We start from the raw sequence: 18,266 nt of genomic DNA, 5'->3' as shown, positions 1-18,266 counted from the left end.
CGGCGACAGTCGCTGACTACCGATTTGACAATATTGGGAAACGACGATAGCATCAGACAGAATTTTTTATTTGATAGGGGTCAGAATACTATTTTCTGACCCCTTTTTTCTTGTCTTAAGCTTTCTTTCAACACTTCTGTGCTAAACCATTCTCTGAGGGGTGCGATCCGTGCTCTGCACAAGGCAAGCCAGCGCTTCCGAGATAATTGTTATGAGAAGAAGATGGGCGATCGCCTAGTGACTCGCTAGAGGATTGATTTAAACATCCTTTTAACTTGTTTGGTGAATCATCTATTTCTCTTACTTTTTGTATCGTAGTTAATCAATTCATCCAAGAATTCAACTAACAGGCTGTCACGACGGCAATAAAAACTAGAGCTATTAGTTTGGTTCAGGCAGTGTTCTTAGCCCCGCTAGGAATACGTCATTGCCCTACAAAACAAGGCTAAAGTAAATCACTACAGGCATTGCAGAGGATATAACAGATGAAGTTAACAAGAATTGTTGATTCGCTCTATTGGTGATCATGGCGATCACCATTTCAACAAATGACTAAAACTACTGTTTTTCCTGAACCTCTTCCTCAAGGAATAGTTAATTCAGAGATAACTCAAGTATGGTTATGGTGCAACTTAAACGCACCAAAGTTGTTAACTTATTTCAAGCTATCTTCTCTTTTTTAGCCGCAGTAAGTATCACAAACCATCTGAGAAGTCAGTATTCTTTTGCTGAATAACTACGCGATCGAGCCAGAAATGTACGTCAATGTTCCTGGCGATTTGCGAGAGCAAGCAGCCCAGGAAGTAGCAGAACATACCCATGAGATGCAGGATTTATCTGAGGATGAGAGCGGTAAATTGACCACAGAACATGATTGGCGGCACAAAGGTCCAGGCTTGATTTAGCGCACGCAAGATATTCAACCAGGATAGAGAACTGATGTTTATACCTCGCGGTTTTGGTGAATGCTCGATCACAACTAAACTGGGCAGAATGGTCTACTATACGGCTCAAGGAGAACCGTGGGATAAATGTAGATCAAAAGAAACATTAGTCTTCCTGCACGGCTTTGGTGGTGGTTCCTCTGCTTACGAATGGTCAAAAGTTTATCCAGCTTTTGCCGCAGAGTATCACGTCTTAGCCCCCGATTTGATTGGCTGGGGGCGATCGGATCATCCTGCCCGCAGCTACACAGCCGAAGATTACATCGCGATCGTCATAGAATTCATGGAGCAGACCTGTCCTGTTCCCACGACGGTCACTGCCTCAGCCTTGACGGCGGCATTCACCATTCGTGCCGCGATCGAACGCCCTGACTTATTCAAGTCATTAATTGTCACGACCGCTGCTGGTTTAGCTGAGTTTGGACAAGACTATCGCCGCAGCGGTTTTGCCCAGTTTGCTCAGTCTGTGAAGATACCATTCCTCAATCAACTACTTTACGGTACAGGCGTGGCAAACAGCTTTGGCATTCGTAGCTTTTTAGAGCAACGCCAGTTTGCGGATGCAGCGCGAGTTTATCCCGAAATTGTCGAAGCCTATCTGCAATCGGCTCAACGCCCCAATGCGGAGTACGCGGCACTTTCATTTGTGCGGGGAGATTTGTGCTTTGACTTGTCTCAATACATCACCAAGTTGACGGTTCCCACTGCCATGATTTGGGGCAAAGGCAGTGAGTTTACCAGCCCTGATATCGGTCGTAAACTGACTGAAATGAATCCTCAAGCCATTCGTCGCTTTTACTATCTGGACGATGTGGGATTTACGCCTCAGCTAGAGCAACCTGCGGTGACGATCGGGCTAATTCGCCAGATATTGCCCTTACTGGAGTAGAGGTTTAACTAGCCGGAGGTGACGATCGATCCTGAACTAGACCTGACATAACGTATTCCATTCAATCAACTTATTTCAGGAGTAAGAACCGATGCACAAGTTATCTCAGTATGTTCTAAGTCTTGTACTGATGATCAGTGTCAGTCTGCTGCTGCTCAGTTGGAGTCCGGCAAATGCTTCAGCCGCTCCAGTCATTCCTAATCCTAACGAGTTGGCGCAAGCTGTCGAAGACATTGAATCCCTGGATACCATGCGTACTGGGTTAGCCTCTTCCCTGGAAGGCAGTACCGAAGTACCCACGATGCAAACGATGAAAGAGGTTTGCCGTCCGGTCGGAATGCGAGCTATCCAGCTTAGCCAGGAGAATGGCTGGCAGGTCAAGCAGATTGCTAAGAAATATCGCAATCCAGATCACGCCCCAGGCAACTTGCACGACCAAATTGCGTTGGCAAAATTTAACCAAGAACCGGAGCTAGTTGGTTTTTGGGATCGAGAAACCCTGGATAAACAGATAGGAACACGCTACTACCGCCGCATTGATGTAGAAGCCAGTTGCCTTGCCTGTCATGGCTTGAAAGATCGTCGCCCGCAGTTTGTCAAAGATGGCTACCCTCAAGATTTAGCGTATAACTTCAACGTGGGAGACCTGCGCGGGATGTATGCCGTTTTCATTCCCGATGATATGCAAAAAGCAATTCAAAATGCTGTCAATGAATGATGATCCTAATTAATTCAAAGAGTCGTGCAAATGAAACCTGTTTTACGTTTTATCAGATCAACATTCATACTCGGAATGCTAGTCTGGGCGCTGACGATCAATCTGGCGATCGCTCCAGCTCAGGCTGCCATTCGTCAACTTGAAGAAGCACCGGGGCAGATGGTTTACCAGTCTCGCCAAACCCTCAAAGATCAGCAGGGCAGTAGTTGGCAAGCGATCGCCTTCAAACGCATTCGCCCCGATGATACATCCGTGATCTACTTGCGTCTCGTTGGGTTTCCAGGCACCGCAAACCTCGATCACTCGCAGCCGCTAACGCTCACCAACTCGATGGGCAAAACATTGACCGCTGCCGATGTATCCCACGATATGTTTACGGATCAAACCCAAATGGAACCTGATGTCGGACAGTATGATCTACAGCCGATCTTGATGCAGCTAGAGTTATCGATTCCGCTACGACTCACCCTTGCAACCCTCGACCAGTCAGAGATCACCCTGAATGTCTCTCCTGCTGTGGTTGAAGAATGGCGATCGCTGACTGGTCAAAAATAAGCACTCTATGGCTAGGCAGCCATAGAACGATAAAGCGATTTTAAGATATGCTAATACTTTGGAGATAATCATCATGAGTCCAGACAGTCTAGCCGCTCTCAAGCCCTATCTCAGCTTTTTCCACCCGATTACCATGTGGATCTTGTTGGCGGTTGCGCTCTATGTAATGTATCTGGGTGTGCAAGTTCGGCGGGCGCGGTTGGCAGACGGGGAACTCAAGAAAGAACTGGTAAAGGGTCGGTTTGCGATCCGCCACCACCAAATTGGCTCCATCCTCCTGGCACTGATGGTGATAGGGGCGATCGGCGGTATCACTGTGACCTACCTCAACAATGGCAAGATTGTGATTGGTCCCCACCTGTTTGCAGGGTTAGGAATGGTGGGGTTGGTTTCCACCTCTGCCGCGCTGGTTCCCTTTATGCAAAAGCATGACTGGGTTCGCAGCATCCACGTTTCGCTAAATCTAATTCTGTTGGGATTGTTTGGCTGGCAGGCTATAACCGGGGTGCAAATTGTGCAAAAGATTTTAAGTCAGATGATGCAGGCTCCTGCGTGACTATGATTCACAAAGACACCCTAGCGAATAGAATTCGCGGCTATACAAATCAAGCCCGCCTAAGCGGACTGAGGATTTTGAAACCCGCTCAGGCGGTTTTAGATTGTGTAGGTGCGGTTTTAACCGCCGCTCCCTCAAACGTAAGATACGCCCGTTCAATAATTTGGAGACCAACGGTATGCAGACCATGCCCATCAACATCGGAATTGAGGAAAAGGATCGTCGCGAGATTGCTCAAGGGCTTTCCAACCTACTGGCGGATACTTACACCCTGTACTTGAAGACCCATAACTTCCACTGGAATGTCATAGGACCGATGTTTCGGACATTGCATCTCATGTTTGAAGAGCAGTATAACGAGTTGGCTTTGGCAGTGGATCTAATCGCTGAACGCATTCGAGCGATCGGGTTTCCGGCTCCAGGCACTTACAAGGAATTTGCCAAGCTCTCTTCAATCAGCGAAGAGGATGGTGTTCCGAGTGCTGAAGACATGATCCGCAAGTTAGTGGAAGGTCAGGAAGCCGTTGTCCGCACAGCGCGATCGCTCTTCCTTGTGTTGGAAGGCTCGCATGACGAGCCAACCGCAGACTTGCTCACCCAACGCATGCAGGTTCATGAGAAGACGGCTTGGATGTTGAGAAGCTTACTGGCAGAGTAGCGCTGAATGCGCGATCGCCTAGCCTAAACCATAACTTTGACCACCCGTCTTTTGACAATCCTATTGCGAGGAGCTATTAAACACTCGTACAGATTCAGACTAAAAAACTGGAATCTGCATCAGTTCCAAAGCTTTGTTTATTCATCTGTGTTTGAGGTAAGCATCCGTGAAAAATATCCGGCTTGGTCTTGCATCTGGAGCAATTGCTGTTTTGAGTACTGTCCTGGTTCCTGTTTTAACCGATATTCCCAGGGCGTTTGCTCAGCATCGTGAGGCGATGCCCCAGTCCACCACAGTGGGTCAGGGCCAGACGATTGTGATGCACTTGAACCACAGCACGGATGATCTGCATGCTGCATTTATGGCACTAAAGTTAGGGACAAACTTGCGGAAGCAGGGCGCACAGGTGATGTTGGTGTTGACTCTGGAAGGAGTTCGTATTGCTGACAAAAATCAACCGCTTGATTTACGTTGGGGAAGCAATCCCATGACCCTTGCCGAACTCTATGAGCAGTTTGTTGCGGCTGGTGGCAAAGTGATGGTGTGTCCCATGTGTGCAGAAGCCGTTGGCATCGGTGCAGATGACTTACGTACAGGTGCCCAGTTAGCCCAGGGAAACCAGGATATTGCCAACCTGATTCTGGCTGCCGATAAAGTTGTAGATTTCTAGTCAGGTTTGATACTGCTGAGCGATCGCCTAAACCATAGCTTTGACCATCCGTCTTTTGACAATCCTGTTCAGACGTTATGCCGGTTATCGGTAGGAGTGCAACTGTAAAGCTGTCTGTAGGATGTGATCGCACTCAGGTTCAGCATTAGATAATATTAAAAAGCCTGTGTGATTCTCCAGCATCGTACTTGAGTAACTCGGTAAATGTCTGAGTCAAGTCTGAATACTGGCTAGATAGGCGAAAAGCCATTGGGGAGATAGATTGGTGAGTGATCCAGGCAATGAGAAAAAAGGCAATTTCTGGACGACCCTCCCTGGAATTCTAACTGGGTTAGCTGCACTGATTACCGCAACTGCGGGGTTCTTAGCAATTATAGATGGGAAGAATCCTCAGCCTAATGGCCAAGAGTCTCCGACCTCAAAGCCTTCCAATTCAGGGAACTTACCTTCGACAACTCTCTCTCCTGAATTCACTCAAACCCCTAATCCTGAAACTACTCCTGCTTCAGTAGCAGGCAACTGGGAGTGGGAAGGAGTTGGAGCCACGACTCTGCAACAGAATGGCAATGAAGTCACGGGTCTTGTGCGCTACTATGAGCCTCCTGTGCCTGGACTGACTGCCTCCCTGCAAGGCAACTTCAATCAGCGCGAATTGACGTTTGTCTGGTGGTTTACGCAAGGACCCAGTAGTCCACAAAATCCCCAAGGAGAGGGCACGCTGACTTTGAGTGCAGATGGTCGAACCCTCAATGGAATGTTTACCGATCGCGCCAAGGGTGCTGTTCGTTATCCCTGGACTCTGAAGCGCTTTTCCCCCTAAGCTCCCTGGAGAAAGATAGATCTTATTGCTATGGAGAAAATTTGCTGTTACTTAATCAGAAGTTACAATTGCCGAGAGAGGTATATCTATGTCAAACCAGCATAATCCTGAAGCATTGAGCGTAAAGCACATAGCCGCTTGCGCTCTCAATAAACGAATTCCTCTCTCATTGACAAACGACATCTACAATAATGGCAAACCGAATGAGCCTTCTCTCCGGAAGCAGTTGGAGTTTATTTACAATGAGTGGAAAAAGAAAACAATAGTGGATGCTCGTTGGTTAGGGGCTGCCGGTGTGGAGTTTTGTTTTGACGGCAAGGCTTTCTTGGTAGACCCTTACTTGACCAGAACCGTGACTTCTACTGACGCTGCAGTAGAGGGTTTGATTGATACCTTGGGAGAATTAGGTGACTCGGCGGCAGAGTGGGTAAGTGGCGAAATAGAGCGTGCGTTCGGTGGCAAGGCAGATAATATTTTTGAACGATTTGGGAAAAAGGCTAAGCGCTTTCTAGAAAAGACCATAGGGTTGCCAGCCAAAGATGCAGCAAAGTGGATACGTGAAAATCCAGGGGAAGCAGTAGGTGTATTAGTCGGATCTCCAGCCAGCCTATTAGACTTAGGGTTTGAATCAGGATACGCTGGAATAGCGCTGGGCTTAGATTGGGGAGAAGAATTATTAAGTGATGTCGGTATGGTCAATCCCGAAACCTATCTTTGGCCAGTTCAAAAATATGTTCAGCAATTGAAGCAAAGCAGAACACCAATCTACGCCATAATGGTCGGACATACCCACTGGGATCACTGTGCAGATGTTCCATTCCTCATGAAAGAGCACCAGGCACAGTTTCGTTCTATGCCCAAGGTATGGGGAACGGTCAGTATGAAAAACCTGCTGACACATTTTCATTATGATGGGGCCTCAATTTTTAGATTGGTCGAAATTGATGCTCCTTTGCTGGAAGGAACGACCTCTACCATCTACATAAATGAAGACAGAAGCAAGTCAGTGGAGATGACTCCCTACCTGGCGACTCACAATGATCCTGTAACCCTGACTGGCAATATCAGCGCTGACAAAAAGCCGGAACGGGTCAGGGAATACAAGCTGGGGGAGATGATCTCATTCAAACTGAAATTCCAGGATGGATGTAAGGTCACAACTATATATGTTGGTCCAGCTAGCAATCATCCTGCCTTAGCAACGGTCAAGAAAGATGCTGAAAAGATCGATGCAGCCTTTTTGTCTGTCACCGATTGGATCAAATTTAATCGGGATCCATCCGGAGAGCAGGCTGGGGTGAATCAAGTTTTAGAACATCTCGCCCCAGCCACTCTGTATCCGATCCACTTTGACGATGCTCTGGTTAAACTTCCCTCGCCCCCATTACGTGCATGGCGGGTACCCAAGGATATTCCCTATGGATTTTACTTTGGTTTGGGAGTGACCGGTTTAGGAGACGAGGACGCCAATAAAGAATTCAAGCGCTTTACGGATCAGATCTCACAGAAAGTCACGCTAAAAATACCAACGATGTTCACATCCTTTCCTGTCATGGGTCAAATAGTTAAGGATTAACAGCCTGAATCTCACGGCGGGGATTCATGATGTCCCGTGAATCCAGGATCAATCGCTCACCAACGAAAGGATTATAGATTTCCAGTCGTCCATTGCCTGGTGCCGTTGCATATTTCACACCTGTAAAGCGGAAGTTTTGATCTACCTCACTCACATCAATCAGTGGCATATTCTTTAGGAGATCAGGCTCCTGAAAATCAGTATGAACATCAGCTAACTCAATAGCTCTACCGCTGTGATCTCGTATCTCCATAATGGATTTATCCGAGTCTTTTGCACCAACTTTTTCGTCTAGTTTGAGTGTGTCTCCGCTCACTGCAAACTTGTACCAATAGTCATGAGTACCGCTATCATCCGTCAAGTTAGGAAAATGTGACTCTGGATTGAAGTCCTTAACTCTCTGAGCTAGGGCAGACACATTGCCAAACATATATCCAGGTACAATTTCCCAAAAACCTCTTCCATATTCACGCAGTTGACCTTCCTTCTTCTGCTTACTAACTTTAGCAAGGATGACATAGAATCCATGCCAATCCCTTAAGTCATAGATTATGAAGGGTGCTCTACCAATTTGGAAGGTAGCCTTTTTAGATTCTGGAAGAGCCTTCCATTCAGGAGGATATTCTTGTGGAAACTTCATCTTCTGTTTATCGCCACCATCGGGATCGTGCATATACCCATAGCTGAAGTTCTTATACGTCCATATATTCTTGCTCTGGAAGGTCCATTCCTTATTTCCACGCATAACGAGAATTTCATTGTGCATTCTCTCAAAGTCATCCCCATCATTACCCCAATCTCTTCCTATGTCACCTTTAGGAATCACAGTATACGGAACTGATATAAAGTGGTATTCTCTAGACGTTCTACTTAACTTCTCCCCAACTGTTATATCTTGAAAATAGTGAGTGTAATGCCCACCAGCTGAATTAAGAAAATCAGGAGTGCAAAAATAAAGTTCCGGCGACGAACTAAATATTCCATTTATATGCCGAGAATAACCCTCGCCTGCATCATCAAAATATATTTGCCAGTTGCTTATCATAGGATAGTGGTCTTTTGTGTAGATAGTGTTAATCCGGACCCAATACCCTTGATGCTTATTATGCAGAAAGTCGTCAAGCGAGTCCGGTAGAACGTAGTTTGTACGGCTCATCATCAGAGCAGTCCATAAGGCATAACCCCCTTGAATCCCCATGCTTCTAAAGTCATATCTACTTGTTGATTTTTCATTAGTTGCTGTGTTTATCTCATCATTAAATGCATAGGCTCCAGACATCATGCCAATCATGTCCATCATGTAGTCATTGCTACCAATGCCATATATGCGTCGATTGTCCCAATTGCGCCGCATTGGAGCTATCCGTTTACATTCAAAAGACTGAAATGTGAATTTAGTAATTAGGAATTCCATGGCGTTTTGAGCGGCTAGCTTTAATCTTTGACCACTATCTGTTTGGCATAAGGCATTGGCACCTATGTACAGATTCAGGATAACGCGCATTGACAAAGACTCATAGGGCCGTGCATTCTCTTCAAACATACCATTGTGAAGAACTCGCCCTAATGCCTGGAACAAGAGGTTCTCTACTTTTCCACCTTCATTCTTGTAATGTCCAGGATTCTGGCTGTATAGTCTTTCAATACGTCGATCAAAACGAGGATGACTTCGATTATTCTTGGCAAGTAAGTTGCCGACCCAATACACATACTGATTGATTAAGTACTTCCATGAGTGAATCATTAGTACATGGTTTTCAGTTTCAGGGGCATGAACGCTGAGGCCAGTGTCATAGACTCTATTTAATCCTTGTCCTGACCATGTTGCAACTGCGTCATTAGTTGGGTTTCCAGCGTCACAGCTACATCCCCCTTTCCCCTTTTGACAGATTATTGACCACACCATATCCTTAGTCAGAAGGTCAGCATCATCCACAAAAGTAAAAAGAATGGTCGCCAGAAGAGTTAAAACCATATCATAGTCACGCTTAGATCCCAAGGTTAAGGCTCCAATTTCCATTTCGGTGTCAGTTCCAATTTCTTGATAGGAAGTAATCGTTTGTAGATACTTGCTTACTTGATCGAGAAACTGATCGCGACCTCCCATCTTTCCGCAAATAACGGCATCGAATTTAGCGATTCCTTTACTCTGCAATTTCAGTAGATAAAATCCAGATCCTATGTAGCTCAAGGCAAAGTTTCGGGGTTTTTTCTCTTCCCATAGATACACTGACAGGTCTGCACCCTTGTGATGAAATTGCCAGATATGCGCCAAGGCAATATTATCCATCCGCTCCCATCTTTTCTGAACTAGATCTAACGATTTTTTGAGTGATATTGGGGCATGTTTAGGGTCTTGAATGCCGAGGATATCTTTTTTCACAGAAACGGGAAAAGACTTGTCACTGCAAGTAGTCCGAATTGCCAGAGGGCGTATATTTAAAGTCATCTTACTTCTCCACAAATGACTAAAAAAGTCGCTAAAATCTCTCGATAGTCGATCCCGAATCTATTACTGAAGGTGGATTTTTTATTGAAATCGTTCAGAGGTCGTTCTACTGCAACGCGATCAAAATAGGAACCAACCCTTGTCCTTCCTTAAGTGGGCGTAGCGCTTTTCCAATTACAGTTCCAAAAGCTTTGGTAGAATCAGTGGCTTTCATCGCATGACCAAGAGTTGGAGAAGTTGTCAATAAATCGCCAACTTCAATGGGGGCATATTGGGCATCAACTTTGCAGTAAACTTTACCCATCAATGCCACCGGCATTCGGTTGTTCTGTCCTGGCTGCCGATCCAACACCATCCCTGGCTTAAGATCACCAGCACCAGAAATCACACCTGCCACTTTCTTATCATAGGCATCGCTGCTGGGACGTAATCCTCCTGCTTCATCAATAACCATCACCGTTCCAGGTTCAACGGCTTCAGAAACTGCAATATCAAAATCTTCAGCACAGTCAGCATTCAACAGGGCAATATCTCCTTTATTCCCATCAAGCTGAATAGTTTGTTTGCCGCTGGAATTATTGACGAAGACATCACCAGCAAAGAAAAATCTAGAATTTTTTCCGTCCAGACACATCGTGACTGATGAACCATTACCTGCAAAGATGCGACCTGAATCTCCAGCAAGTTGAATAGTTTGCTGCTCCTGCCTACTGCCTAAGTGGTTTCCTAGATAAATACGTCCAACGTTACCATCTAGCCGAACAGAGTTCTGAAGTTGTTCACTTCTTGCTGTGACCTCACGACCTGTGACAGACTGAGCAAAGACAATTCCTTCTACGGCATCTAATTCAATCGTTGATTTTAGGGCAGCAGCATCTTTCTTAATCTGAATTTTTCCTGTGAAAGTTGGAGAGTCTTGTCCAGGCATCTTATTTACCTCCTTGATTTATTGAACACACTTCTCATGCATTGTGCATGAAAACTTCTATTCCACTGTCAGAGATGCCTAGGCAACCCAACCAAGGGTTTCTGGAACATGCGATCCGTCAGAGGAATAGGTTCCTCCATCTGCTAAAATAACGACCTCATCAAGCCGGATTTCAGATCCAGTTTTGGTGACATTACAAATTCTCAGTTCTGGCGTTTCGGGTCCTTTGTAGGTTTGTGTCATTGGCAGGACAATGACCGTTGACATCTCTGTCTCAAAAGGTGGATCGAAGGCGACTTTCTTCCAAGCCTCTGCAGTCCGGTCTTCACTTAGCATTAAACTGCCAAACCGCATCCCAATTTCTGGCATCATCCTTCCACCTCCTTCACCGTTATGGTTGGCAGAGTATGGAGAAACTAGCTTTCCTCTTAGCTTCGACCCTTGTCGGAACTATCCGATTTTTCCAGCTCAATTACAATCCAATTATCTCTTATCAGATCGGGCAGAAGTTGTTACGTTTGAAAAGTTTATTCTTTTAGCGCCAACACTCTTTGGTCATGTAACAGTTCATCGCTTTAAAGGAAGTTAAACTAAGGCTCAGGCTACGATAAATCGAGCCCGTCGCGCAGCATAACCAATCGCTGAACCGGAACCGAGCAAAGGTTATCTGTGGAGTGGCAAAGGTTATCGCCGTCTAGTTAGCTCAATCGTTAGCATTCTTGGAAACTCCGTGAAGATTCGAGAAGCTACAGCAGTCGATTCCGAACCGATCAGGAATTTACATCTTGACGCTTTTGGCAAAGAGGAAGGCCCTACTGTATCAGGGCTGGCGATTGATTTGTTAACAGATGAGACCGCAAAACCTTTGCTTGCCTTGATTGCCGAAAACAGAACAGATATTGTTGGTAGCATCATATTCAGCACCGTAGAGGTGAAAGGCAGCGAGGGGATAGTCGCCTATATTCTCGCGCCGCTGGCGGTAGCAAGCGCCTTTCAGAGAAGGGGGGTGGGGCGTGCACTTATCGAGTGCGGACTGCAAATGCTGAAAGATAGAGGCACCGACCTAGTGTTTGCTCTAGGAGATCCGAGGTATTACAGCCGGTATGGCTTTACCCATAATCACCATGTCTCTCCGCCCTACGAACTGCCATATCGCGAGGCATGGATGGCGATCTCGCTGAAGGGTAATGCGCTTGAGTCGGCAAGTGGTCAGATCCTATGCGCTCGCTCACTTAATGCTCCAGAGCACTGGTGAAAATTGCTAACGCTGCGGTTGCAGCGGCTTGACGAGCGATTAGTAAGCGGTCAGCAAGCAGGTTAAGGAAATGATTACTGAGCGATCGCCTCTCCTGCGGTTTTCCAGCCTGCAAAACTCGGCGGAAACCCCCGAACATTGTCGTAGCCTAACAAGTGCAATGTCATCACTCCCATTGCCGATCGATAACCCGTTGAACAGTACAACACGACAGGGTGATCGGTGGGAATTTGATTTAAATTGTGAGCCATCTGCTGGAGCGGGATATTAGTTGCACCAGGGATATGACCAGACCGATACTCAGAGGGCGATCGCACATCAACTAATAACGGTTGACGGTTTGCTATCAGATTTTTCAACGCTTCGACGTTGCTGATCGTGTAATATCCCGATGGCATCGACATCAGATACTCATTTACGGCTGATTCCAATCTGGGAAACCCTTGTGGATCTGATAGAACCTTAGTGTCAGTCATTGCGGCTGATGCAGGGAGATTTGCCGCCATGATCGGGTTTTGCCCAACACCGGACAAAAGACAAACCCATAGGGCGAATCCCAGCAATATCGTCTGAATTGACTTCTTGAATAGCATAGATTTCTCCCGAAATGGGTATTTCTGAATTATCCCACCTTCTCATCATCCCTCCCTCTGTCGGCGGGTCGCAATTCCAGCAATATGAGAGCTGACAATCGGAATAGATAGCCAAAATGATTCATAATTCACAGACTCAAAGCCTGCTGCTTCAAGATACATCCAAGTTTCCCGGTTTGGGTGACAGTGATCAAACACCGTCTTCCAGACTGGAGTAATCCCTTCTTGAACCGTGCGAGTGCAGGTGCCATCGGTCGCGGCAACGTGTTCGATGAAGACAAACGTGCCACCCGGTTTGAGAACTCGTTGAATGTCCTTCAAAGTAGCATCAGTGTCAGTTACAGAACAAAGGACATAGGTACTGACCACAGTGTCAACGCTGGCATTTTCAACAGGCAATGTCTCAGCCCGTTCTCCGTGCAGTTTAATATTTTTGAGTCCGTGACGATCTGCTTCTTGATGAATGTAGGGGTGCATAAAGGGGTTAGGTTCCACCCCAATCCAGTCGATGTCGATTGGGTAATAGGAGAGATTTGCGCCTGCACCGGGGCCAATTTCCAACACTCTGCCCTGCAAGTTGCTCAGCAGCGATCGCTTCAGTTCTGCCATCGTGGCATAGTCTTGACAATCGTTCAGCTTGATCGCCTCATCATTAGCATGGTTGGCTTTTGCCATGCCCCAGGCAAGTAACCGTTGATGCCAACTTTGCAGGCTTGATCCGTTCATAAGTTTGCTCACAATAAGTAGAGACTATTCCCAATTTGTTCAACTTGTAATGTTTTTTACCTATTTTCCCCATGCTAGCTTTGCTCAGTATCCCTAAGCATCCAGCCTCCTTATTATTGCTACCTTTTTCAATCGAGTTCTGACAGGAATGGCGATCGCAAAAATAATGCATTCCCTCTAAGCTCGTGGTAGTGTTTCAGATGTGTTGTTTCAGGTTAAATGAGTAAACCAAATTCCAGTCGGTTGATCAATAGCCCAATCACCACATCATGCATCAGCACTGACTTGGAAAAGCAAATTGTTTTGCGAACCAGTCGCTTAATCCGAGTCCGTAAGGTTAGATGCTTGCGCTCAATCCTCTGGGTATTGCGTTTACCAATTGTATGGAGAGCAGGTTCTAAATGCCGTTCATAAGCGCCCCAACCATCGGTGTAGAACTGCATAATGCCAAAGGGTTCTAACAACGCTTTGAGTTCAAGGAAAGCTTGACCTTCGTGGGATGCTAACACATACGCCAACACTTTTCTCGTCCCGTGGTCAATCGCTAACCACAACCATCGTTGCTGATGCTTTGATTGCACATAGCTCCACATTTCATCCATCTCTGCCTCTACCTCTAAATCCTCTGCCCGACAAAGCCGGACAATGGTTTGATAAGGTTCAAGTTCGACTAGAACTGCTTCATTGACTGCTTGCAGATGCGGGTCTTTTTTTTAACTCCTCAATCACTGTCGTCGGGCTAATGCCCAGCACACGAGCCGTATCCCGAATGCCACTGCCATTGATCGCCATGTCACTAATTTGTCGCTTCACATCCGGCAAATAGCCTTGGTAACTATACTCTCGAATGAAGCTGCTCCGACTGCACGCTGGATTTTGGCAACGATAGCGTTGCTTGCCTGCGGCGGTAGTCCCATGCTTAATCACCTCAATTCCATCACAATCAGGACAATGAATCGGTTCCAACACCATCGATCCACCCCACAAGATAGCCTGCTGTTCTCAGCACAGCTTATCTTAAATGAAAACAACACGTCTAGAACATTACCTGCGGGGTTATTAAATCCAGGATCATAGGCATCCGGCAAAGGTTGCCCCCCTTGCTCAACCCAATCGATCACCGTTGTGGGATGCATTGCCTTAACCCGTTCGATCGCTCGAAACCCTGAACCATTAACACCCATTTTGAGGCATTTCATCTGGGTATCCTTGCGGAGGGTCATAGAGGTCAATCAATTGGCGAGCACAATCAACACAGATGTGATTTTGCTTACCTCTTTTCTTCCCATTTGTACGGATATGAGTGGAGACGCATTCAGGACATTGCATGAAAATTCCCCTAATTCATACCTGTATTCTGCAACGCCCAAAAATATCGTAACGGTTCTTAAGTTGCCAGATAGCAATGACAGTCAGGCTTGGCAATGAGCGATTCAGCTAACGCATTCAGTGCTGTAGCTGCCAGCAGTCCTCCACCCAATGCACCGTCGATCGTGATAAACGGCACCCCCGATCGCATCAGTTGTCGTTTGGCAGTCGGCGCATGGCTAAAACCGATCGGCATCCCGATCACCAGGGCAGGCTGAATGGCTTGCTGCTGAATCGCCTGACACACGGCTAGCAAAATTGAGGGTGCGTAGCCAATGACCAGAATGCACCCCCCTGGACATTGGCTTAACCGTTCTATCCAAGTGTGTTGTTGCCAGAATGCTGCCTCTGCATCCCGTGCCGTTGTGATATGAGGGTCATCGATCAGGGTGATGGTCTCACATCCCAAATGGCGTAGCCGAGGTTGATCCAGAGCGGCTGTCACGACAGGCACATCTGCAACAATCGAACAGCTTGCTTTCAGGGCTTCTCGGCTGGCGGCGATCGCTCCTTTCCCCACTTGCACAAACGGCACCAGACTCACATCGCCACATGCCAGCAACAACTGAGAGAGCAGATCTACCTCAATCTCAGAGCGATCGCTCAAGTCTGGCAATAACCCTTGCAGCGATTCCTGAAATGATTCGGGGTGAGTGTGAACGTCGGCATCAATTCCATTCCACAGGTCTTCAAACTGATTCAGGTGAGTTTGAGTCTGCACCTCTAGCTGTTTCAAGCTTGCCAGCACCTCTGCCTGAGTGGCTTGACAGGCGCGATCTCGTCCCAACAGTCGTTCGAGGGCGGATGCCGTCTGGCGTAATTGGGTGATTTGCTGAATCACCGTTTGATACTGTCGATGTAGTTGCGTTAGTAGCGTGGTTGGCGCATCATCACCTGCATCCGTTTCCAGCAGTTTTTGAATATGAGCCAACTGAAACCCCTGCTGTTTCAGGGCAACAATGCGCTTCAGTCGTTGCACATCTGAATCGGTATAGAGCCGATAGTTTCCGGGCGATCGCGCCGGTTGCGGCAGCAAACCCAACTGGTGGTAATGGCGTACCATCCGAGGCGTAATTCCACTGCCAACGGCATCGGTGAGTTCTTTGATGGTCCTCATGGGAGTGGGGAGTGGGGAGTGGAAGGAACGTGTCCACAGGGTCGTTGGGTAGAGAAAATCATCGGGTAGTTTTTCCCAGACCACCTTATAGGCTGAGGTTTGCGGTTGTGGTGGAAGGCATGGCGATCTCGTCCAGGGAGTTCATTTCTTTCCTACTGTATCGCATCCACCACTTGACATTAACATCAATGTCAAGGTTTAACCTGGAAACAGTGTTTTGGATAGTGCCCATGCTCTACCCTGCTCGTCTGACGCGATTCGCTACGGATCATCCGGAGGCGATCGCCGCATTGCTCTGTGGCACCCTGGTACTCCTGGGCTGGAGTGCTTTGCAGTTGCATTGGGTGGGGTTGGCACTGGTGCTCCTGCCTGCTGCCTATGTCATTGGTGGTTTTGCAAGTGCTCGTGAAGGATTGACCACATTACTCCAGGAAAAAGAACTGGATGTGGATCTGTTGATGATTGTGGCAGCCCTGGGAGCCGCTTTCCTGGGACTCTGGCGACGGGAATACTATTTGATTGTGGATGGAGCCGTGCTGATCCTGATTTTTGCCATCAGTGGGGCGTTGGAAGGCTATGCCATGCAGCGAACGGAGCGTAGCATTCGCAGTCTGATGAGTCTGACAACGGATGCGGCAAGAATTGTGGTCGATGGGCAGGAACAATTAATACCCGTTGCAGAACTACGGATCGGCGATCGCATTCGGGTCAAACCAGGAGAATTGATGCCAACGGATGCGGTGATTTTGGAGGGAGAGACGGCTCTCAATGAAGCCGCGATTACTGGCGAATCTCTTCCCGTTGAGAAGACGATCGGAGATGAGGTATTTGCGGGAACCTTAAATGGCTATGGAGCCTTACTGCTGAAGGTACATCAACCGCCCGAAAGCAGCTTGCTGCAACGTATTATTCGCGTTGTAGAGCAGGCACAGACCGAGAAGCCAAAATCGCAGCAATTCATTGAACGCTTTGAGCGGGGCTATGCCCGTGTGGTGGTTTTGGTGGGGATTCTGCTGGCAATTCTGCCGCCTTTTCTTTGGGAATGGAGCTGGGAAACGACTATCTACCGGGCATTAATCTTTCTGGTTGTTGCGTCGCCTTGCGCTCTGGTAGCAGCCATTATGCCCACGCTATTATCTGGCATTGCCAATGGAGCACGCCAGGGCATTTTATTTAAAAGTGGTGCCCAGTTGGAATTGATTGGCAGGGTCAGAGTGATCGCCTTTGACAAAACGGGAACCTTGACCACTGGAAAACCCCAGGTTTACAAAGTTATTCCAGCAAACGGATACATAGAGGCAGAGGTTCTAGACCTTGCCGCTGCATTAGAGACCTATTCAGAGCACCCCATCGGACAAGCTATTTGCCAGTATGCCACTCAAGTATTACCCACAACCCATCTATGCTTGACCTCTGTACAGGCACAGCCAGGACGGGGAATTACCGGATTAAAAGGAAACACTCCCGTTTGCGTTGGGAAAGCAGCTTTTGTTCAATCCACAGTTCAAACAGTGCCACCAAATTTGTTGTTAATGACAAATCACTTGGAACAGGATGGCAAAACCGTGGTTTGGGTAGCTGAAGCTGGCGAGGTATTGGGATTAATTGCGATCGCCGATACCATTCGACCGGAAGCAATCGCTGCGATCGCTCAACTAAAACGAATGGGAATTGAAGCGATCATTATGCTTACAGGTGACAATCAGCAAACTGCAAACAGTGTGGCTCAGACCATTGGCATCGATCAAGTCTATGCAGAATTGCTACCAAAGGAGAAGCTTCAGATTATTCAACAACTCCAGCAGCAATATAAAACGGTTGCAATGGTTGGAGATGGAATTAATGATGCGCCTGCACTGGCTCAAGCTACGGTTGGCATCGCTATGGGAGTCGCTGGAAGTGATGTCGCTCTAGAAACCGCAGATATTGTGTTGATGACCGATCGCCTGGAAAAAATTGCAACAGCGATTCATTTGGGACAGCGTTCTCAAACCGTGGTTAGACAAAATATTACTTTTGCACTCAGTTTTATCCTGCTCCTGATCACAACCAATTTTATCGGCAATATCACATTACCCCTGGGGGTGATTGGACATGAAGGCTCGACCGTCTTGGTGATTTTGAGTGGATTGCGGTTATTAAGAGGATGACCAACCTGTTGCATCACGTAGATAGTTTCAAGATGCGATATTGCACCTCCTGATCAAAAATCCTGCAACCATTCAATTAAATGATCACCGACGCGCAACGCATTGGCGATGATGGGAGCGAACCGACGAAAGCCGATGACAGCCAGCCAGCTCAAATCAATGAGGTGTATTGCCTTTGGGGGGCGCAATGACTTAATGAGTTTTGGTTGCGATCCGTTTAAGGCGATCGCTGCATAAGTTCTAAAACTGTCCCGCATGGATGAGTGTCAACTTTCATTCATGTGGAACCGCAAA

20 protein-coding genes and 1 pseudogene are annotated in these 18,266 nt (G+C 47.2%); 11 read left to right on the top strand and 10 right to left on the bottom strand.

Annotated elements, in window-relative coordinates; translation table 11 throughout:
• Positions 1–725 precede the first annotated feature (725 nt).
• From AC1S52_RS27740 to AC1S52_RS27700, 9 genes are all read left to right on the top strand, one after another.
• Positions 726–905 (top strand): hypothetical protein, encoded by a 180-nt coding sequence (locus tag AC1S52_RS27740; RefSeq protein WP_482032283.1) that lies wholly within the window; start codon positions 726–728, stop codon positions 903–905.
• A 34-nt stretch (positions 906–939) separates the two neighbouring features.
• Positions 940–1,833, top strand: a complete 894-nt coding sequence (locus AC1S52_RS27735) for an alpha/beta fold hydrolase (RefSeq protein ID WP_482032282.1) — start codon at positions 940–942, stop codon at positions 1,831–1,833.
• A gap of 91 nt (positions 1,834–1,924) precedes the next feature.
• Entirely contained in the window at positions 1,925–2,551 is a 627-nt protein-coding gene (locus AC1S52_RS27730) for a Tll0287-like domain-containing protein (protein ID WP_482032281.1), read from the top strand.
• A gap of 75 nt (positions 2,552–2,626) precedes the next feature.
• A complete protein-coding gene (locus AC1S52_RS27725; protein WP_482032280.1) occupies positions 2,627–3,106 on the top strand; it encodes a DUF3122 domain-containing protein in 480 nt (159 codons plus the stop codon).
• Between the two features lie 73 nt (positions 3,107–3,179).
• A complete protein-coding gene (locus tag AC1S52_RS27720; protein WP_482032279.1) occupies positions 3,180–3,662 on the top strand; it encodes a DUF4079 domain-containing protein in 483 nt (160 codons plus the stop codon).
• 178 nt (positions 3,663–3,840) lie between these two features.
• Entirely contained in the window at positions 3,841–4,320 is a 480-nt protein-coding gene (locus AC1S52_RS27715; protein ID WP_482032278.1) for a Dps family protein, read from the top strand.
• 166 nt (positions 4,321–4,486) lie between these two features.
• A complete protein-coding gene (locus tag AC1S52_RS27710; protein ID WP_482032277.1) occupies positions 4,487–4,990 on the top strand; it encodes a DsrE family protein in 504 nt (167 codons plus the stop codon).
• A gap of 265 nt (positions 4,991–5,255) precedes the next feature.
• A complete protein-coding gene (locus AC1S52_RS27705) occupies positions 5,256–5,810 on the top strand; it encodes a hypothetical protein (RefSeq protein WP_482032276.1) in 555 nt (184 codons plus the stop codon).
• Positions 5,811–5,898: 88 nt separating this feature from the next.
• The gene (locus tag AC1S52_RS27700) at positions 5,899–7,386 is read left to right on the top strand and encodes an MBL fold metallo-hydrolase (protein WP_482032275.1); all 1,488 of its coding nucleotides are present in this window, start codon (positions 5,899–5,901) and stop codon (positions 7,384–7,386) included.
• On the opposite strand, the gene AC1S52_RS27695 is transcribed toward AC1S52_RS27700, so the two are convergent.
• The 3 genes from AC1S52_RS27695 to AC1S52_RS27685 all read right to left on the bottom strand — a co-directional run bounded on the left by AC1S52_RS27695 (position 7,376) and on the right by AC1S52_RS27685 (position 11,135).
• The gene (locus AC1S52_RS27695) at positions 7,376–9,835 is read right to left on the bottom strand and encodes a hypothetical protein (protein WP_482032274.1); all 2,460 of its coding nucleotides are present in this window, start codon (positions 9,833–9,835) and stop codon (positions 7,376–7,378) included. The two genes, AC1S52_RS27700 and AC1S52_RS27695, sit on opposite strands and share 11 nt — an antisense overlap.
• A 106-nt stretch (positions 9,836–9,941) precedes the next feature.
• Positions 9,942–10,763 carry a hypothetical protein gene (locus AC1S52_RS27690; RefSeq protein WP_482032273.1) on the bottom strand — a complete coding sequence of 274 codons (822 nt, stop codon included), beginning with the start codon at positions 10,761–10,763 and terminating at the stop codon, positions 9,942–9,944.
• Between the two features lie 78 nt (positions 10,764–10,841).
• Entirely contained in the window at positions 10,842–11,135 is a 294-nt protein-coding gene (locus tag AC1S52_RS27685; RefSeq protein WP_482032272.1) for a hypothetical protein, read from the bottom strand.
• A 358-nt stretch (positions 11,136–11,493) separates the two neighbouring features.
• Between AC1S52_RS27685 and AC1S52_RS27680 the strand changes: the two genes are divergently transcribed.
• Entirely contained in the window at positions 11,494–12,018 is a 525-nt protein-coding gene (locus AC1S52_RS27680; RefSeq protein ID WP_482032271.1) for a GNAT family N-acetyltransferase, read from the top strand.
• A 74-nt stretch (positions 12,019–12,092) separates the two neighbouring features.
• Here AC1S52_RS27680 and AC1S52_RS27675 read toward each other — a convergent pair whose 3' ends face one another.
• The 6 genes and pseudogenes from AC1S52_RS27675 to AC1S52_RS27650 all read right to left on the bottom strand — a co-directional run bounded on the left by AC1S52_RS27675 (position 12,093) and on the right by AC1S52_RS27650 (position 15,822).
• Positions 12,093–12,494 carry a rhodanese-like domain-containing protein gene (locus AC1S52_RS27675; RefSeq protein ID WP_482032270.1) on the bottom strand — a complete coding sequence of 134 codons (402 nt, stop codon included), beginning with the start codon at positions 12,492–12,494 and terminating at the stop codon, positions 12,093–12,095.
• Positions 12,487–12,657 (bottom strand): hypothetical protein, encoded by a 171-nt coding sequence (locus AC1S52_RS27670; protein ID WP_482032269.1) that lies wholly within the window; start codon positions 12,655–12,657, stop codon positions 12,487–12,489. Before AC1S52_RS27670 ends, AC1S52_RS27675 begins: the two co-directional genes overlap by 8 nt.
• Entirely contained in the window at positions 12,657–13,337 is a 681-nt protein-coding gene (locus AC1S52_RS27665) for a class I SAM-dependent methyltransferase (protein ID WP_482032268.1), read from the bottom strand. Before AC1S52_RS27665 ends, AC1S52_RS27670 begins: the two co-directional genes overlap by 1 nt.
• 215 nt (positions 13,338–13,552) lie before the next feature.
• Positions 13,553–14,309, bottom strand: a protein-coding gene (locus tag AC1S52_RS27660; RefSeq protein WP_482032267.1) for an IS1 family transposase whose coding sequence is annotated in 2 segments (ribosomal slippage) — positions 13,553–14,050 and positions 14,052–14,309 — 756 coding nt in all. Because the reading frame shifts where the segments join, the coding sequence is not laid out codon by codon here.
• A 95-nt stretch (positions 14,310–14,404) separates the two neighbouring features.
• Positions 14,405–14,666: pseudogene (locus AC1S52_RS27655) on the bottom strand (IS1/IS1595 family N-terminal zinc-binding domain-containing protein); the annotation flags it as partial.
• A gap of 58 nt (positions 14,667–14,724) precedes the next feature.
• The gene (locus AC1S52_RS27650) at positions 14,725–15,822 is read right to left on the bottom strand and encodes a precorrin-8X methylmutase (protein WP_482032266.1); all 1,098 of its coding nucleotides are present in this window, start codon (positions 15,820–15,822) and stop codon (positions 14,725–14,727) included.
• A 188-nt stretch (positions 15,823–16,010) separates the two neighbouring features.
• On the opposite strand from AC1S52_RS27650, the gene AC1S52_RS27645 reads away from it, so the two are divergent.
• Complete coding sequence (locus AC1S52_RS27645; RefSeq protein WP_482032265.1) at positions 16,011–17,972, top strand: heavy metal translocating P-type ATPase; 1,962 nt, start codon at positions 16,011–16,013, stop codon at positions 17,970–17,972.
• A 53-nt stretch (positions 17,973–18,025) separates the two neighbouring features.
• On the opposite strand, the gene AC1S52_RS27640 is transcribed toward AC1S52_RS27645, so the two are convergent.
• The gene (locus AC1S52_RS27640; protein ID WP_482032264.1) at positions 18,026–18,229 is read right to left on the bottom strand and encodes a hypothetical protein; all 204 of its coding nucleotides are present in this window, start codon (positions 18,227–18,229) and stop codon (positions 18,026–18,028) included.
• Positions 18,230–18,266: the final 37 nt, after the last annotated feature.

The organism is Kovacikia sp. CALU 1929, from assembly GCF_056784235.1.
Note: the sequence above shows the minus strand (reverse complement) of the source record. Positions and strands in the feature narration are given on the sequence as shown.

Coding starts and splice junctions, on each gene's coding strand:
- AC1S52_RS27735 (WP_482032282.1), top strand. CDS start 940: ATGTTTATACCTCGCGGTTTTGGTGAATGCTCGATCACAACTAAACTG.
- AC1S52_RS27730 (WP_482032281.1), top strand. CDS start 1,925: ATGCACAAGTTATCTCAGTATGTTCTAAGTCTTGTACTGATGATCAGT.
- AC1S52_RS27725 (WP_482032280.1), top strand. CDS start 2,627: ATGCTAGTCTGGGCGCTGACGATCAATCTGGCGATCGCTCCAGCTCAG.
- AC1S52_RS27720 (WP_482032279.1), top strand. CDS start 3,180: ATGAGTCCAGACAGTCTAGCCGCTCTCAAGCCCTATCTCAGCTTTTTC.
- AC1S52_RS27715 (WP_482032278.1), top strand. CDS start 3,841: ATGCAGACCATGCCCATCAACATCGGAATTGAGGAAAAGGATCGTCGC.
- AC1S52_RS27700 (WP_482032275.1), top strand. CDS start 5,899: ATGTCAAACCAGCATAATCCTGAAGCATTGAGCGTAAAGCACATAGCC.
- AC1S52_RS27695 (WP_482032274.1), bottom strand. CDS start 9,835: ATGACTTTAAATATACGCCCTCTGGCAATTCGGACTACTTGCAGTGAC.
- AC1S52_RS27690 (WP_482032273.1), bottom strand. CDS start 10,763: ATGCCTGGACAAGACTCTCCAACTTTCACAGGAAAAATTCAGATTAAG.
- AC1S52_RS27685 (WP_482032272.1), bottom strand. CDS start 11,135: ATGATGCCAGAAATTGGGATGCGGTTTGGCAGTTTAATGCTAAGTGAA.
- AC1S52_RS27675 (WP_482032270.1), bottom strand. CDS start 12,494: ATGACTGACACTAAGGTTCTATCAGATCCACAAGGGTTTCCCAGATTG.
- AC1S52_RS27670 (WP_482032269.1), bottom strand. CDS start 12,657: ATGAGAAGGTGGGATAATTCAGAAATACCCATTTCGGGAGAAATCTAT.
- AC1S52_RS27665 (WP_482032268.1), bottom strand. CDS start 13,337: ATGAACGGATCAAGCCTGCAAAGTTGGCATCAACGGTTACTTGCCTGG.
- AC1S52_RS27650 (WP_482032266.1), bottom strand. CDS start 15,822: ATGAGGACCATCAAAGAACTCACCGATGCCGTTGGCAGTGGAATTACG.
- AC1S52_RS27645 (WP_482032265.1), top strand. CDS start 16,011: ATGTCAAGGTTTAACCTGGAAACAGTGTTTTGGATAGTGCCCATGCTC.
- AC1S52_RS27640 (WP_482032264.1), bottom strand. CDS start 18,229: ATGCGGGACAGTTTTAGAACTTATGCAGCGATCGCCTTAAACGGATCG.